Below are 14,940 nucleotides of genomic sequence, written 5' to 3'. Positions count from 1 at the left end.
CGGGTGACATACCCCGGTGATTTTTCAGATAACCGTCCTCTGCTCCCGGATGGGCACACTGAATGTCTATTTTTCCCACCCCGATCACAGGATTCTTTAAGCATTCCGCCCTCCCCCATCATGCGGCCCCGTACACTGACACCAAGAAGAAATGTGGTCTGAGTCACTAACTAACAGAGGTGCACCATGGTTTACAGCTTCACTTCCGCCCGTCACCTGGCCATCATGATCATGCTGATGTGGCTGGTGGTCGCAGGCCTGGCCTCCCCGGCAGCAGCGCAGAACTCCACCACCGCCTCCGGACTGCCGGTCTACTGCCTGGCACCGGACGGGGTGGTCACACCCCCTCCCTGGGAGACCAGCCGCAACACCCGCCCCCACTGGTACATCGGCCTGAATTCGGATCCCTCCGAATATGTCGGGGATGTCATCACCTACCGCACCGGCGCCAACTACGGGCCCCACCCCACCGCGTTCGGATCCATGGATGAACACGGCACGCTCACCTTCGCTGCGCTCGATGACCCCGGTTCCACCACAGCACAATCAAACACCGGGGATATCCGCTTCTTCGGCATCAAATTCCGGAATGAATCCGGGCTTTACACCGAGTCCCCCACCCCGGCCTTCGCCATGTACATCGGACCCTCCCGGCAGGTGATCGAGGAGACGTGTGACGGTACCTTCTACGACTCCGCCGGGCACCTCCGCCCCGCCGGTGACATCTACTGGCAGGCCGCCCACCGGAAACACTTCCCCTATGCCGGTGGCACGCATGCCATCCCCCGGGCCCCTTCAAGCAGCTGACAACCCCCGGCATGGAGAAAACCGCCTGTCAGCACTACTGCTCACAGACGGTTTTCCACTGGCGGTGGCGGGGGGATTTGAACCCCCGGTTGGGGATTACCCAACAATCGCTTTCGAGGCGATCACCTTCGGCCGCTCGGACACGCCACCGCGAACCAGCTTAACGGTTTGGTGAGGTGTCAAACAAATCAGTTAGTTGACGGCTTCGGGATGCTCCACATCCGGGTCCTTGTCCTGGAAGGAACCCAGCACCTTGTTGGCGCCGTCCTTGATCTTGTCGCCGGCATCGCTCACGGCTTCCTTGATGTCAGCCTTGGTCTGATCGGCACGACCCTCATCGGCGAGGGATTCATTACCGGTTGCCTCACCGATGCCCTCCTTGATCTTGCCGCCGACACCTTCAGCCTTGTTGGACAGGTCACCCATGATGTTTCACTCCTCGGAATCAAGTAGTTGCTGCTTATAAGGCCCCACTGTAGTGACATCAACCAGCCGGGAGTGGGTTGTTATGGAATTTTCATCAGGCTGTAATTAACGCTGCCCGGAGAAGAAATCAGTCATCAACTTGGCGCAGTCCTCCTCCAGGACCCCGCCAGTGACCTCCGCCCGGTGCAGCACGGCCGGATCCCTGACCACATCGAAGACCGATCCGCAGGCCCCGGTGCGGGGTTCAAACGCCCCGAACACCAGGCGGCCCACCCGCGCACCCACCAGGGCGCCGGCGCACATGCTGCAGGGTTCCAGGGTGACCACCAGGGTGCAGTCGGTCAGGCGCCAACCGTCGGTGAAGCGGCGGGCGGCGCATCGTAAAGCAATGATCTCGGCGTGCGCGGTGGGGTCCCGGTCGGTTTCGCGGCGGTTGGTGGCGGTGGCCAGGATCTGGCCGTCGGGTGCGTAGATGACCGCGCCCACGGGCACATCCCCGGGCGGGGTCTGCCGGGCGATCTCGAGGGCGTGACGCATGCGGCGTTCATCCTGCAGCACACGCCGCGGGGTGGGAAGAACCCCCATCAATCCATGCCCGTGACGCGGGCGAGCTCGTCATCGAAACCGAGTTCCTCCGCGATGCGCAACAACTGCTCGGAGGGCGCCAGATCGAGGTCATCACAGATGACGGACAGCACCTCCTCCGCGACGCCGAGATCGGCGAGGATATCGAAATCACCCTCGGGCCAGGGGTCCACATCATCGAGGTCATCCGGGTCGAGGTCCGGGATGTCGGCGTCGAGTTCATCCATGATGGAGGCGGCGAAATCATCATCGACGGCCATCGTGGCATCGGAGAGGAAGGCGAAGGTATTACCGGGGGTGGGGCGGACGATAACAAAATACTCGTCCTCGACGTTGAGCAGGGCGAAAGCCGGTCCCTCACTGCGCAGACCGCGGACCGCCCTGACCGAGGTGGCGATCCCGGTGAAATCATCATTGAACCGACTCACATGCCAGCGACCATCGGCCAGGGTGGCTGTGACCGCAAAGCTAAAACCGTCATCCATAGAGCTAACCGTAGTAGCAATGTGTCACACTTGTCAGGTGACTACCAAAGACATTTCCCGCCCGGTTTGCATTCTCGGCCTCGGCCTCATCGGAGGATCACTGCTCCGCGATCTCCATGCCGCTGGCCACACTGTTTTCGGTTATAACCGCTCCCGCTCCGGCGCCCGTTCCGCCGTCACGGAGGGCTTCGACGTCTCCGCCGAGCTCATCCCCACCCTGGGGCGCGCCGCGGAGGAGGACGCCCTCATCGTCCTCGCTGTGCCCATGACCGCGGTCGAGGAGCTTCTCGACGAGATCAACACCCACGCCCCCAACTGTGGTTTCACCGATGTGGTCAGCGTGAAGACAGCTGTCTATGACGCCGTCAAGGCCCGTGACATGCAGGACCGCTATGTGGGCAGCCACCCGATGGCCGGCACCACCGAATCCGGTTGGGGGGCCTCCATGACCGGCCTGTTCGAGCGGGCCGTGTGGGTGATCACCTTCGACCACCTGATGGATACAGAGAAGGTCTCCGCCCACTGGACGGGCATCTGGAAGGATGTCTGCCAGATGGCCGCCGCGGTGGGGTCGGAGGTGGTGCCCGCCCGCGTCGGTCCCCATGATGCCGCAGCGGCCCGGGTGTCCCACCTGCCCCACCTGCTCGCGGAGACCGCCGCCATCGTCGGTGACAACGGTGGCGCGCTGTCCCTGTCGCTGGCCGCCAGCAGTTTCCGGGATGTCACCCGCGTCGCCGGCACCGAACCCGGGTTGGTGCGTGCCATGTGTGAGGGCAACGCCGATGCCCTGCTCACCGCGCTCGATGAGGCGCTGGCGATTCTGCAGGAGACCCGCGACCACCTGGCCGCCACCCCACCGAGCGTGGAGCAGCTCGCTGACAACGGTTACCGTTCCCGCCTGCGCTATGAGGCCCGCACCGGCCACGGCCGCTCCCAGGAGTCGGTCAGCCCGATGCTCACCTCCTCCCGCCCGGTGCTGCGCATGCACCCGGGCCAACCGAACTGGGATAAGCAGCTCATCCACGCCGAGACCCTCGGTGCGCGCATCGAGGTGTTCTAACCCCGCTTGTCGACGCCCCGCCCACCGCGCGCTCCCCGCACCTGCCGGGGGTACGGGTGGGCAGGGGGCGTCGACAAGCAAAAAATCCCAGCCTGACCGGCTGGGATTTTCTGTGATTGTGCGCCCGGAGGGATTCGAACCCCCAACCTTCTGATCCGTAGTCAGATGCTCTATCCGTTGAGCTACGGGCGCGGTGCAGATTGTGGCTTACGCGCTCTCTGCAACGACTGATTACATTACACCGGGTTCCATTTTCCTACAAATCCGCAGTTGATACGCAAAACCCGCACCCCGGAAATGTCGGGGCGCGGGTTCAACATTCACGCAGATGTCACCTGTTATTAAAGGACAATCCCGAAGACGGGAATGGCGATCAGGTAGGTGGCAATCGTGATGAGGATGAGAGCGATGATATTGAGCCACACACCGCCCTTGACCATCTCGCCGATCTTGACGTAACCGGAACCGAAGGCGATGGCGTTCGGCGGGGTCGCGACAGGCAGCATGAAGGCACAGGTTGCAGAAAGCGCAACCGGGATGGTCAGCAGCAACACGTTTTGCTCGCCTCCGGCGGTGAGTCCGATGCCCACGGCGACACCACCCATGATCGGGAGGAAGGTCGCCGCGGTGGCGGTGTTGGAGGTGAACTCGGTGAGGAAGAGCACCAGTGCCGCCACCGAGAAGATCAGCAGGATGACCGGCAGGGTACCCAACCCCTTGGCCATTTCACCGATCCACAGGGACAGACCGGTCTGGGTGAACATGGCTGACAGGGACAGGCCACCACCGAAGAGGATGAGCACATCCCACGGGGTTTCATTGGCGGTCTTCCAGTCCAGCAGACGCTCGCCATTCTTGAAGTTGGCGGGGATGGTGAACAGCAGGACACCGGCGATGATGCCGATCATGGCATCGTGGATGGCCAGCTCGGAACCTGTCCAGTCCAGGATCAGCGGGATGAAAACCCAGGACAGGGCGGCCGCGAGGAAGACGATACCCACGCTGATCTGCGGCTTGGTCCAGGGACCCAGTTTCTTGATCTCCTCCCGGATCAGTTCCTTTCCACCTGGGATCTCATCGATTTCCGGCTTGAACACGGTGGTCAGCACCAGCCACGCAATCACGGTGAAGATCACCGCGATCGGCACACCGACCAGCATCCACTGCCCGAAACCGATGGTGATGTCGTGGGACTCGGACATGTAGGCGGCCAGCAGCGCATTCGGAGGGGTGCCGATGAGGGTACCCAGGGAGCCAATCGACGCGGAATAGGCGATGGCCAGCATGAGACCGGTGGCGAACTTCTTCTGGTTTTTCATGCCACCGACGGTTTCCGCGGTGAGCACCAGGACGGACATGCCGATCGGCAACATGACCACGGCGGTGGCGGTGTTGGATACCCACATCGACAGGAAGCCGGTGGCCACCATGAAGCCCAGCACCAGCTGCTTGGGCCTGGTACCCACGGCAAGAACCACTGCGAGCGCCATGCGGCGGTGCAGGTCCCACTTCTGCAGCCCCAGGGCCAACAGGAAGCCACCGAGGAACAGGAAAATGGTGGGGTTGGCATACGGTGAGGCGGCATCGGCGAACGAGGACACCTGGAACAGCGGGAACGCGATCAGCGGAATCAGGGCGGTCGCCGGAAGCGGGATCGCCTCGGTCATCCACCAGGCCGCCATGAGCACGGTGGTGGCGGCGGTGATCCGCATGGCCTCACGGGAGTACTCGGCCTCCGGGTCGAAACCGGCAGATTCAGCCACCACCTCCACAGCATTGGAGGGGAAGAACAGATAGACCAGCAGGGCGAGCACCACACCCGTGATCAGGCCACGGGCCCGGCGGTGCCATTCCCTCCGGTCCCCGACCTTCATCACCTCGCCGACATCACCGGCCTCGCGGGCACCACCGGTATCGCCGGTGCCGCCTTCTTTTACTTCAGTTGCGCTCATCGCTGCAATTCTCCTCTTTGCGTACGGGTCTTTTTGAGACCCGGGAATCCTAACCCCGTTAACATGTTGGAACGTAAAGTGGAAGAGCGGGAGAAAGATATGATCAAATTGCTTGATACGTTCGGCATGCGATACCACCTGCAGGATTGCCATTACCTTTAATCGGACTGTTATTTCACTGTCTAACCCCGGTGATCACCCCCATAAGCAGGGGTACTTACCTGCGTGGACCCCGGTTTGCGCGCTTTGCGCACGACTCAGAACGGCTCTCTTGCACCCGCACCGCCCGGGGCCGCAGAAAGACGAAAGATCCCGGCTGAACTGTGGTTCAACCGGGATCTTCGTATTGTGGTGCGCCCGGAGGGATTCGAACCCCCAACCTTCTGATCCGTAGTCAGATGCTCTATCCGTTGAGCTACGGGCGCAGATCCTCGACCCTGTAAACAAGGCTCGAAGAGCGGAGACGAGAGGATTTGAACCTCCGGTCCTCCGTTAAGAGGACAACTCATTAGCAGTGAGCCCCATTCGGCCGCTCTGGCACGTCTCCATGGCCATACCGACATGGTTGATATGACCGTCTAGTACAGTACCGTCCGTTTCAGGATTTAGACAAATTAGGTGGCCACAGCTGGGTTTTCCCCCATTCCGCGGCGGTAGGGGGATTGTGCCAGACGATCGTGTCCACCCCCGCGAGTAGGGTTGAATTCATGATTCGCGCTGACCTCACCGACATCCCCACCTACGTCCCGGGGAAGAACCTCGGGGATGCCCTCAAACTGTCCTCCAATGAAGTCGCCTTCCCCCCGCTGCCGGCGGCGGTGTCGGCCATCACCGAGGCTGCCACCGGCGCCAACCGCTACCCGGACATGGGGGCGGTAGAGCTTCGGGGCGTGCTGGCGGACCACCTGGAACTCACCCCCGAGCAGATCACCGTGGGGTGTGGTTCCTCCGCCCTGTGTCAGCAGTTGGTTCAGGCCACCTGCGCTGCCGGGGATGAGGTCATCTTCCCCTGGCGCAGTTTCGAGGCCTACCCCATCTTCGCCCGCGTCGCCGGAGCCACCGCTGTGCCGATCCCGCTGCTGCCGGACACCCAGGGCCATGACCTAGAGGGGATGCTCGATGCCATCACCGACCGCACCCGCCTGATCTTCCTGTGCAATCCGAACAACCCCTCCGGCACCACCTTCACCGAGGAGCAGTTCGAGGCCTTCATGCAGCGTGTCCCCGCTGATGTTGTGGTCGGCCTGGATGAGGCCTATTTCGAGTTCAACCGGGCGGAGGACTCCCCCGTGTCCACCGAGGCCGTGCAGCGCTACCCGAATGTCATCGGCCTGCGGACCTTCTCCAAGGCCTACGGACTGGCCGGGGTGCGCGTAGGTTACGCATTCGGCAATCCGGAGCTGATCGGGGCCATGAACAAGGTCGCAATCCCCTTCGCCGTCAGTTCCCTCGCCCAGGCTGCCGCCATCGCCTCCCTCAACGCGGCTGATGAGCTGCTGGAACGCACCGAGGAGGTGGTCACTGAACGCGAGCGTGTGGCGCAGGTGGTCGGTGCCGCCCCCAGCCAGGCCAATTTCGTATGGTTGCCCGGTGAGGGGGCAGCGGAACTGGCGGGCAGATTGGCGGAGCACGGCGTGGTCATCCGCGCCTTCCCGGAGGGTGCCCGGATCACCGTGACCAACGCCGCCGAAACTGATCGCCTCATCCGGGCCTGGGAGGCTGTGCACCATGGGTAGCATCTGGGGTTTCTTCGTCCGCACCGCCGCCACCGCGGTGGCGCTGTGGGTAACCATCCAGCTCATTGCGGGCATCTCCATCACCACCCCGGCGCAGCCGTTCTACGCCAACGGTGAGTACGACACCATCCTGGTCTTCCTCGGTGTCGCCGCCATCATCGTGCTGCTCAACACCACGGTGAAACCGATCCTCAAGCTCATCGGCCTGCCCCTGACCATCCTCACCCTCGGGTTGTTCCTGCTGGTGATCAACGCCGGCATCTTCCTGTTGGCGGAGTGGATCTCCAACCTGCTGGGGCTGGGCCTGCACATCACCGATTTCTGGTCCGCGGTGTGGGGGGCGCTGATCATCACGGTGGTCAACTGGATCCTCGGGCCGGTGACCGGGTTGCTCGGCGGGCGCAGGGGCTGACCCCACGGTGTCGCTGCGCATTGACGGGGTCACGCGGACATTCGGGCAGGTCAGGGCCCTGGATGAGGTGAGCCTGAACGTGCCCACCGGGTCGATCACCGTCGTGGTGGGGCCCTCGGGCAGCGGGAAGACCACCCTGTTGCGGCTGCTCGCCGGGTTGGATGCCCCCGATGCCGGTGAGGTGAGCATCGATGGGCAACCGGTCACCCTCGGTGCCACGGCGCTGTGTTTCCAGGACGCACCCCTGTATCCGCATCTCACGGTGGCGGAGAATGTCGCCTTCCCGCTGCGTCTGCGCGCCAGCCGCACACCCCGCCCGCAGGTGGAGACGCGTGTGGGGCGGGTGCTGGAGATGTTGCACATCGACCACCTCGCCTCCCGGCGCGTGGCGGGATTGTCCGGGGGTCAGCGCCAGCGGGTGGGGATCGCCCGCGCGCTGGTGCGGGAGGTCCAGGTCTATCTCTTCGACGAACCGATGGCCCACCTCGATGAGCAGCTCGCCCGGGGGATTGTGGCGGATCTGCGTCGGATCCAGCGCGAACTGGGCCTGACCTTTGTCTACATCACCCATTCCCGGGAGGAGGCCTTCGCCCTGGCGGATCAGATGGTCATCCTCCACGAGGGTCGCGTGGTGCAGGCGGATGCGCCGCAGCAGCTGGTAGAAGCCCCGGACAGTCTGTTCGTGGCGGGGTTTCTGGGGCGGGCGGAATTGAACGTCGAGAAGCAGGGTGACCGGGTCACGGCGACGCGGCCGGAGGAGGTGACGGTGACCCCCGACCCGGCCGGGATTGCCGTGCAAGAGGTCGTCTATCTGGGCCCGGGGTGGTTGGTCCGCACCGCACGGGGTGCAGGGGTGTCCGATGTCCCGCTCAGCCCTGGGGACACCGTGCGCCTGGAACCGCGCCGGGTATTCACGTTCCCGGCCTAACCACCCGCGAAGGGGGGCAGCACATCCACCCGCGACGCCCCGGCCAGGGAGGCGTCGGGCTGGGCGGAGCGCCCGTCGATGAGGAAGGTGCAGCGGTCGAAGACCTGCGCGAGCGTCATCCCGGCGGCCGTTGCGTCGGTGTGTTCCCGGCCGAGGTCGGCGAGCAGGTCCCCGAGGGTGCCCTCCTGCTTGTCGACGCTCTCCCGGTCCACACCCCGGGCGGCGCGGGCAGCTGCGAAATAGTGGATCTCCATGACCTGTTCTCACGCCTTCTTAGATACGATTATTAAACCTTGACCCAATGGTAGGAAAGGCTGCAACGTGAAGCAAGAGTTCCGACGCACCCGACGCACCCTGAGCATCCTGAGCATCCTGAGCCCGATCGGGGCCCTCGCGCTCGCCGGTGTGCTGACCGCCTGCACGGGGTCTACGGACACCAGCGACACCGTCCGGGTCTTCGCCGCCGCCTCCCTCAACACCGCAGCCGATGACCTGGCAGCGGCCTTCACCGCGGATCACCCGGATGCGGATCTGGTGTTCAACTTCGCCGGTTCCCCCACCCTGGTGCGCCAGATCGCCGAAGGCGCCCCCGCCGATGTGTTCATCTCCGCGGATGCCGCCACCATGGACACCGCCCTGGAACTGCCGGAGTTCACCGGCGCACAGCCTGCGGTCATCGCCACCAACCGCCTGGTGCTGGCCACCGCGCCGGCCAACCCCGGGGAGATCGCCACGGTGGCCGACATCAGCGATGACCTCATCGCCCTGTGTGCCCCCGAGGTGCCCTGCGGCGCACTGGCCCGCACAGCCCTGGGGGAGGCCGGGGTGCAGCCAGGCCGCACCACCGAGGAGGCCGCCGTCTCGGATGTGGCGATGAAGATCTCCACCGGTGAAGTGGACGCCGGATTCATCTACGCCACCGACGCGGCCGCGCTGGCCACCACACAGGACATCACCATCATCGACCTGGAGGGGAACGTGGACACCACCTACCCCCTGGCACTGACCACCCTGGGGCGGGACAACCCGGCCGCCCGCGCCTTCGCCGACTTCCTCTCCTCCGAGGCGGCAACGGATATCCTGACTGATCATGGCTTCCGGAAATCAGGCACAGACTAGGGCGCGCGACGCCATGCGCGTGCCCAACCTCATCCTGCCCGGGTGGTTGCTGCTGCCCGCCACGGTCGCCCTGCTGTTCCTGCTGGGTCCGGTGGTGGCGCTGCTTTTCAACATCCCATGGCACCGTTCCTGGGAACTGTTGACCCAACCGGAGTCCCTGCAGACCTTCGGGCTCTCCCTGCGCACCGCGGTGCTGGCCACGGTGGTCTGTACGCTGCTGGGTTTCCCGCTGGCGCTGGCGCTGCACCATCACGCCCGTAACCATCCGCGGTGGGTGGCGACCATCCAGGTACTGGTCTACGCCCCATTGGTGTTGTCCCCGGTGGTCTCCGGGCTGGCGTTGACCTTCCTGTGGGGTCGGCGCGGACTGCTCGGCCAGCACCTCGACCAGGTGGGTGTCCAGGTCGCGTTCACCACCACCGCCGTGGTGATCACACAGGTGTTCGTGGCGCTGCCCTTCTTCGTGTCCACGGTGGTCACCGCGCTGCGCGGCATCCCGGTGCGCTTCGAGGAGATCGCCGCCACTGAGGGCGCCACACGCTGGGAGGTCATGCGGCGGGTGATCCTGCCGCTGAGCATGCCCGGCGTGGTCACCGGGATGATCCTCGGGTTCGCCCGCGCACTCGGTGAATACGGTGCGACGCTGACCTTCGCGGGTAACGTCGCAGGTGTCACCCGCACCATCCCCCTGCACATCGAGCTGGGCTTAAGTTCCAATGACATGGATCAGGCCCTGGGGGCGGTGATCATGCTGCTGGCGGTGTATGTGCTGATCATCGGGGCCATCGGGGTGACCCGGATGATCTCACGTCAACACCGCTGAAAGGACCCTCATGTCACGCACACCGGAACACCACGTCGAGGCGATCCGCGCCCTGCTGCCCGCCCCCGGCGCGGAAATGGTGGATCTGCACGCCGCGCTGGGCCGTCGCACCACCACGCCGATCAACGCTGTGTGGGACTCCCCGCGTTTCGACAACTCCCAGATGGACGGTTTCGCCCTCACCACCGCGCAGCTGGCCGGCGGCACCTTCCCGGTCGGCCCGACGATCGCGGCCGGGGTCGACCCCGCCACGTGGTACCCCACCGGGCTTGTCGACGCCACCCTCTGCCCCATCATGACCGGCGCCCGCCTCCCCTCCGGCACCGCGGCGGTGATCCCGGTGGAGAACACCCGCCCCGGTGAGTTCACCGCACCCCGGGTCACCATCCCCGCCACCCCGGCCGGGCAGTTCCTCCGCCTGCGGGCTTCCGACATCCGCGCAGGTGAGGAGATCATCCCCGCAAACACCGAAATCACCCCGGTCCACATCGCACTGCTGGCCAGTCAGAGCATCACTGCGGTGGAGGTGATGCGCCGGTTGCGGATCATCACGGTCACCGGTGGTGCGGAGATCAACAACTCCGGTGGCGCCGCCACCATCCCCGACGCCAACGGTCCCCTGTTGCGCGGCCTGGCACAGCGTCACGGGATGGAGGTGCTCCACCAGCTGCACACCGATGACCACCCGGCGCGCCTGGCCGAGCAGCTGGAGAAGGCCATCGACCGGTACCAGCCCGATGCGGTGATCACCTCCGGGGGCATCAGCCACGGGAAATTCGAGGTGATCCGGCAGGTCCTGGAACCCGGTGAGGGTGCCTGGTTCGGCCATGTGGATCAACAGCCCGGTGGCCCGCAGGGGCTGGCGGTCTTCCATGGCACACCCGTCATCGCCCTGCCCGGCAACCCGATCTCCACGCTGGTCAGTTTCGTGTTGTTCCTCCCGCCGGTGCTGCGCGGCGAGCCGCTGACCCCGGTGGTCGCGGAGATGGCTGTCACCGCCACGGGATTGTCGGGCGGGCGGGATCAGTTCCTGCGGGGGCGATGGGAGGTCGTCGACAAGCGTCTGGTGGCCACGCCGCTGCCGGGTACCTCATCGCACCTGCTCGCGCAGGCCGCCGGCGCGACGTGTCTGATCCGGGTGCCCGCGGGGACTACGGTGGAGGCAGGAAACAGCGTGGACACCTATCCACTGGGCTAGAGGAGTAACAATGAGCGAACTGACCCACGTGCGTGCCGACGGCTCCGCACACATGGTGGACGTGACCGCCAAGGCCGAGACCAGCCGCACCGCGGTGGCCGAGGGCTTCGTGCGCACCCGCGCCGATGTGGTGGACAAACTCTTCACCGCCGACCTGCCCAAGGGTGATGCCCTGCCGGTGGCGCGCGTGGCCGGCATCATGGGTGCGAAGAAGACACCGGAGATCATCCCCCTGTGCCACCCACTGCCCCTGGGCAAGATCACCGTGGATTTCGAGCGGCTGCCCGACGGCGTGCGCATCGAGGCCTCCGTGAAGACCCGCGGGGTCACCGGCGTGGAGATGGAGGCCCTGACCGCCGTGACCACCGCCGCCCTCACCGTCTACGACATGATCAAGGCCGTGGACAAGATGGCTGTCATCGACGGGGTGCGTGTGCTGGCCAAAACCGGCGGGAAATCCGGGGACTGGTCGGTATGACCACCTCTGCCCTGGTGCTGGTGAGTTCCACGCGCGCGGCGGCCGGCGAGTACACCGACCGTTCCGGGGCACTGCTGGTGGAGTGGCTGCGCGGGCGTGGCATCGACGTGCCTGATGCCCGCGTGGTGGCCGACGCCGACCTGCCGGGGGCGCTCGCCGGGGTGCTCGGGGATGCTGCCCGTCCGGATGTGGTGCTGATCTCCGGCGGCACCGGCCTGACCCCCGATGACCGCACCCCGGAACTGCTCGCCCCCTACCTGGACCGTGAACTGCCCGGCATCGTGCACGCCTTCTGGAACAAGGGTATGGAATCGGTGCCGACCGCGGTGCTATCCCGCGCAGTCGCAGGCACCATCGGCGCCACCTTCGTGATGGCGCTGCCCGGGTCCACGGGTGCTGCACGGGATGCGGTGGCCGTGCTCGATCCACTTCTTGACCATCTTGTTTCCACGCTGAAGGGACACCATGACCACTGATCCTGCCTATGTCGACGAACAGACCGGCATCCTCATCGACGCGTTCATGACGGAGGACTCACTGACCGACCTGCTGCCCGCAGCCAAGACCGCGACCTGCACCGATGCCATGGGTGCGCTCGTGGTCTTCGAGGGTGTGGTCCGCGACCACGACGGTGGTTCGCGGGTGAAGTCGCTGACCTACACCGCGCATCCCAGCGCCGGCGCGATGATCAGGAAGGTGGCGGAGGGGGTCGTCGCAAAGCACCCGCGCACGCGCCTGTGGACCGCGCACCGCACCGGCGCCCTGGCCATCGGGGATGTCGCGTTCCTGGTGGTCGCCGCCGCCGCCCACCGCGGGGACGCCTTCGCCGCCTGCGCCGCGCTTGCCGACGCCGTCAAAGCCCAGGTCCCCATCTGGAAGGAACAGGAACTGGTGAACGGCGACACCGAGTGGGTGGGCCTGTGAAACGCGAGCAGATCGCCCGCTACCGCCGCCAGATCATGCTCGGCGAAGTCGGCCAGGCAGGGCAGCAGAAGCTTCTCGACGCCCGCATCGCCGTCATCGGTGCCGGCGGCCTCGGGTCTCCCGCGCTGCTCTACCTCGCCGGTGCCGGGGTGGGGCACGTGCTCATCATCGACAACGACGTGGTCGACCTGTCCAACCTGCACCGGCAGGTCATCCACACCACCGACGGGGTGGGACGGCCGAAGGCGGAATCGGCGCGGGAGGCGATGCTGGCGCTGAACCCCACTGTTGATGTGGCGGTGGCGGTGGAACGTCTGAACTGGTCAAATGCACTGCCGCTGCTGAAGGGTTATGACATGATCCTCGACGGCTCCGACAACTTCGAGACCCGCCATATCGCCTCCTGGGCCGCTGCCCGCCTGGGGATCCCGCACATCTGGGCGTCCATCCTGGGTTTCGATGCCCAACTCACCGTCTTCCACGCCGACCACGGCCCCATCTACGAAGACCTCTTCCCCACTCCCCCACCCGCCGGCTCCGTCCCCTCCTGCTCCCAGGCCGGGGTCCTCGGCCCCGTGGTCGGTGTGGTCGGATCCTCCATGGCAATGGAGGCCCTCAAACTGATCACCGGCGTCGGCCGCCCCCTGATCGGGCGCCTGGGCTACTACTCCTCCATGGACGCCACCTGGGAATACATCCCCGTGGTGGGTGATCCCGCGGTGGTGGAGAAGGTGCGGGCGAAAGAGGTTGTCGCTGGTCCGGAGTCAGGCTCCGGGGAGGCGTTGGATGTGCCCCGGGTGTCGGCTGTGCCTTCTGGGGTGACGTTTGTCGACGTTCGCGAACCCCACGAATTCGCCGCCTACGCCATCCCCGGCGCGGTCAACGTGCCCTTGTCCGCAATCCGCTCAGGTGCCGTGCCCGACGCCGTAGCGGCCGGCGAGGAGGTGCTGGTCTACTGCGCGGCCGGGGTGCGCTCCGCCCAGGCCGTGGCCATCCTGCAGGAAGCCGGATACGGGGGCATGACCAGCCTCGACGGCGGCATCGAGGGGTGGCTGGACGCTTAATACGTGTCCATCAGGACGTTGTGCCAGAACCACACCGGCCCCATCCCCCGGTTGCCGAGCACCTTGCGGGGATGCTGCGCCCGGAACGCCTGGATATTTTTGAGGAGCATGATGATCTCGGGCATCGCATAATTGACGCAGTCATCCGTGATGCGCAGTGCCAACCACCCCTCGGCCTGCGCCTCGTTGGTCTTCCACCTGTCGACAATGAAATTCCTCTCATCAGAACCGTGATACTTGCGGCTGTCCACATCAATCACCACCCGCAGCGCCTTGATCGCGGTATCCCACCGGTACCCGGACACGAGAAAATTCTGCTGTGTTTGAAAGCCCGCGGACTGCAGCGCCGACACAAAACTCTTCTCCAGGCCGCTGTCCGTACCCGACGCACACACCCGGAGAAACTCCCTGAGCTGGGCCTTCCTGGTGGTTTTAAGTTCCTTCACCTCCTTCTCCTGACGACGCACCCCCTTGACCGACACATACGACCGTTCCACCAACTGCCGCAGCTCTCCCTCCCGCACCGACCCCTCAGCCAGGCACGTCGCCACCGCATCCGCCAGCGACACCACCCGGAAACCACGGACCTCCTGGAACCGGATTCTGCGGCTCCTGCGCAACCTGATGATGTGTGCCGCCCCCTGGCGTAGATTAGGCGTGGGGACGCGGGCGGTAAGAGGCAGACTCAGCTGTTTCCCCTGGTAGGCCTCCACCGCTGATCTCCCCTCCAGCACCGCCTCCGGCCGCAGTTTCTGCAGCGCCTCCCATGCGGTCTCGGCGGTTGGCTCCGGTGTCGTGGTGTACACCCCGTGGAAAAGCCGGTGGATCTTCCCCGCCCGCACTCCCTGCGCGATCTCTGCCCTGGTCTTGCCCGAATTCCGCAGCTCCCTGTAGGTCCACACTGTTTGTCCCATGCCCTTTTAGACACCGCGGACGCTGAATT

General features: G+C 65.2%; 18 protein-coding genes and 4 tRNA genes. 12 read left to right on the top strand and 10 right to left on the bottom strand.

The genetic code is table 11. The annotated features are described in order from the left end of the window. Positions 1-186: 186 nt before the first annotated feature. Positions 187-807: a hypothetical protein gene (locus CE_RS01265; protein ID WP_006768491.1), complete on the top strand. Its 621-nt coding sequence runs from the start codon at positions 187-189 to the stop codon at positions 805-807. Between the two features lie 59 nt (positions 808-866). Here CE_RS01265 and CE_RS01260 read toward each other — a convergent pair. The 4 genes from CE_RS01260 to CE_RS01245 all read right to left on the bottom strand — a co-directional run bounded on the left by CE_RS01260 (position 867) and on the right by CE_RS01245 (position 2,303). Then, positions 867-957 (bottom strand) — tRNA-Ser (locus CE_RS01260). Positions 958-999: 42 nt separating this feature from the next. Then, positions 1,000-1,233, bottom strand: a complete 234-nt coding sequence (locus CE_RS01255) for a CsbD family protein (RefSeq protein WP_006768492.1) — start codon at positions 1,231-1,233, stop codon at positions 1,000-1,002. Positions 1,234-1,338: 105 nt separating this feature from the next. Beyond that, positions 1,339-1,818 (bottom strand): tRNA adenosine(34) deaminase TadA, encoded by a 480-nt coding sequence (gene tadA, locus CE_RS01250; RefSeq protein WP_006768493.1) that lies wholly within the window; start codon positions 1,816-1,818, stop codon positions 1,339-1,341. Further along, the gene (locus tag CE_RS01245; protein ID WP_006768494.1) at positions 1,818-2,303 is read right to left on the bottom strand and encodes a tRNA adenosine deaminase-associated protein; all 486 of its coding nucleotides are present in this window, start codon (positions 2,301-2,303) and stop codon (positions 1,818-1,820) included. Before CE_RS01245 ends, tadA begins: the two co-directional genes overlap by 1 nt. Positions 2,304-2,340: 37 nt before the next feature. Between CE_RS01245 and CE_RS01240 the strand changes: the two genes are divergently transcribed. After that, positions 2,341-3,363 (top strand): prephenate dehydrogenase, encoded by a 1,023-nt coding sequence (locus CE_RS01240; protein ID WP_035109076.1) that lies wholly within the window; start codon positions 2,341-2,343, stop codon positions 3,361-3,363. A 119-nt stretch (positions 3,364-3,482) separates the two neighbouring features. Here CE_RS01240 and CE_RS01235 read toward each other — a convergent pair. The 4 genes from CE_RS01235 to CE_RS01220 all read right to left on the bottom strand — a co-directional run bounded on the left by CE_RS01235 (position 3,483) and on the right by CE_RS01220 (position 5,862). Beyond that, a tRNA-Arg gene (locus tag CE_RS01235) sits at positions 3,483-3,555 on the bottom strand. A 149-nt stretch (positions 3,556-3,704) separates the two neighbouring features. Beyond that, complete coding sequence (locus CE_RS01230; RefSeq protein ID WP_407921235.1) at positions 3,705-5,315, bottom strand: SLC13 family permease; 1,611 nt, start codon at positions 5,313-5,315, stop codon at positions 3,705-3,707. A 349-nt stretch (positions 5,316-5,664) separates the two neighbouring features. Then, positions 5,665-5,740, bottom strand: a tRNA-Arg gene (locus CE_RS01225). A gap of 33 nt (positions 5,741-5,773) precedes the next feature. Further along, a tRNA-Ser gene (locus CE_RS01220) sits at positions 5,774-5,862 on the bottom strand. 160 nt (positions 5,863-6,022) lie between these two features. Between CE_RS01220 and hisC the strand changes: the two genes are divergently transcribed. Genes hisC through CE_RS01205 form a run of 3 tightly spaced genes read left to right on the top strand, consistent with a single transcriptional unit; the run spans position 6,023 to position 8,391 of the window. Then, positions 6,023-7,051: a histidinol-phosphate transaminase gene (hisC, locus tag CE_RS01215; protein ID WP_143758384.1), complete on the top strand. Its 1,029-nt coding sequence runs from the start codon at positions 6,023-6,025 to the stop codon at positions 7,049-7,051. Next, positions 7,044-7,463, top strand: a complete 420-nt coding sequence (locus tag CE_RS01210) for a phage holin family protein (protein WP_006768498.1) — start codon at positions 7,044-7,046, stop codon at positions 7,461-7,463. The genes hisC and CE_RS01210 overlap by 8 nt, the downstream gene beginning before the upstream one ends. A gap of 7 nt (positions 7,464-7,470) precedes the next feature. Next, positions 7,471-8,391: an ABC transporter ATP-binding protein gene (locus CE_RS01205; RefSeq protein ID WP_006768499.1), complete on the top strand. Its 921-nt coding sequence runs from the start codon at positions 7,471-7,473 to the stop codon at positions 8,389-8,391. Here the strand turns inward: CE_RS01205 and CE_RS01200 are convergent. Next, the gene (locus CE_RS01200; RefSeq protein WP_006768500.1) at positions 8,388-8,645 is read right to left on the bottom strand and encodes a MoaD/ThiS family protein; all 258 of its coding nucleotides are present in this window, start codon (positions 8,643-8,645) and stop codon (positions 8,388-8,390) included. The two genes, CE_RS01205 and CE_RS01200, sit on opposite strands and share 4 nt — an antisense overlap. Positions 8,646-8,712: 67 nt before the next feature. Here CE_RS01200 and modA point away from each other — a divergent pair, with 67 nt between their 5' ends. The 7 genes from modA to CE_RS01165 are packed head-to-tail and all read left to right on the top strand — an operon-like array spanning position 8,713 to position 13,997. Next, positions 8,713-9,510, top strand: a complete 798-nt coding sequence (gene modA, locus CE_RS01195) for a molybdate ABC transporter substrate-binding protein (RefSeq protein WP_006768501.1) — start codon at positions 8,713-8,715, stop codon at positions 9,508-9,510. Next, positions 9,482-10,333 (top strand): molybdate ABC transporter permease subunit, encoded by an 852-nt coding sequence (locus CE_RS01190; RefSeq protein WP_011074865.1) that lies wholly within the window; start codon positions 9,482-9,484, stop codon positions 10,331-10,333. The genes modA and CE_RS01190 overlap by 29 nt, the downstream gene beginning before the upstream one ends. A gap of 10 nt (positions 10,334-10,343) precedes the next feature. Then, positions 10,344-11,531 (top strand): molybdopterin molybdotransferase MoeA, encoded by a 1,188-nt coding sequence (locus tag CE_RS01185; RefSeq protein WP_006768503.1) that lies wholly within the window; start codon positions 10,344-10,346, stop codon positions 11,529-11,531. 10 nt (positions 11,532-11,541) lie between these two features. After that, complete coding sequence (gene moaC, locus CE_RS01180; RefSeq protein WP_006768504.1) at positions 11,542-12,009, top strand: cyclic pyranopterin monophosphate synthase MoaC; 468 nt, start codon at positions 11,542-11,544, stop codon at positions 12,007-12,009. Continuing rightward, positions 12,006-12,485, top strand: coding sequence for a MogA/MoaB family molybdenum cofactor biosynthesis protein (locus tag CE_RS01175; protein WP_006768505.1), 480 nt, complete (start codon positions 12,006-12,008; stop codon positions 12,483-12,485). The genes moaC and CE_RS01175 overlap by 4 nt, the downstream gene beginning before the upstream one ends. Then, positions 12,475-12,933, top strand: a complete 459-nt coding sequence (locus tag CE_RS01170) for a molybdenum cofactor biosynthesis protein MoaE (protein ID WP_011074864.1) — start codon at positions 12,475-12,477, stop codon at positions 12,931-12,933. The genes CE_RS01175 and CE_RS01170 overlap by 11 nt, the downstream gene beginning before the upstream one ends. Beyond that, complete coding sequence (locus CE_RS01165) at positions 12,930-13,997, top strand: ThiF family adenylyltransferase (protein WP_006768508.1); 1,068 nt, start codon at positions 12,930-12,932, stop codon at positions 13,995-13,997. The genes CE_RS01170 and CE_RS01165 overlap by 4 nt, the downstream gene beginning before the upstream one ends. Here CE_RS01165 and CE_RS01160 read toward each other — a convergent pair. Continuing rightward, a complete protein-coding gene (locus tag CE_RS01160; protein WP_006768509.1) occupies positions 13,994-14,911 on the bottom strand; it encodes a type IV toxin-antitoxin system AbiEi family antitoxin domain-containing protein in 918 nt (305 codons plus the stop codon). The genes CE_RS01165 and CE_RS01160 overlap by 4 nt on opposite strands. Positions 14,912-14,940 lie beyond the last annotated feature (29 nt).

This window comes from Corynebacterium efficiens YS-314 (assembly GCF_000011305.1).
GTDB lineage: Bacteria > Actinomycetota > Actinomycetes > Mycobacteriales > Mycobacteriaceae > Corynebacterium > Corynebacterium efficiens.
The sequence above is the reverse complement of the archived record's forward strand: the minus strand, read 5'-3'. Positions and strand labels throughout refer to the sequence as shown.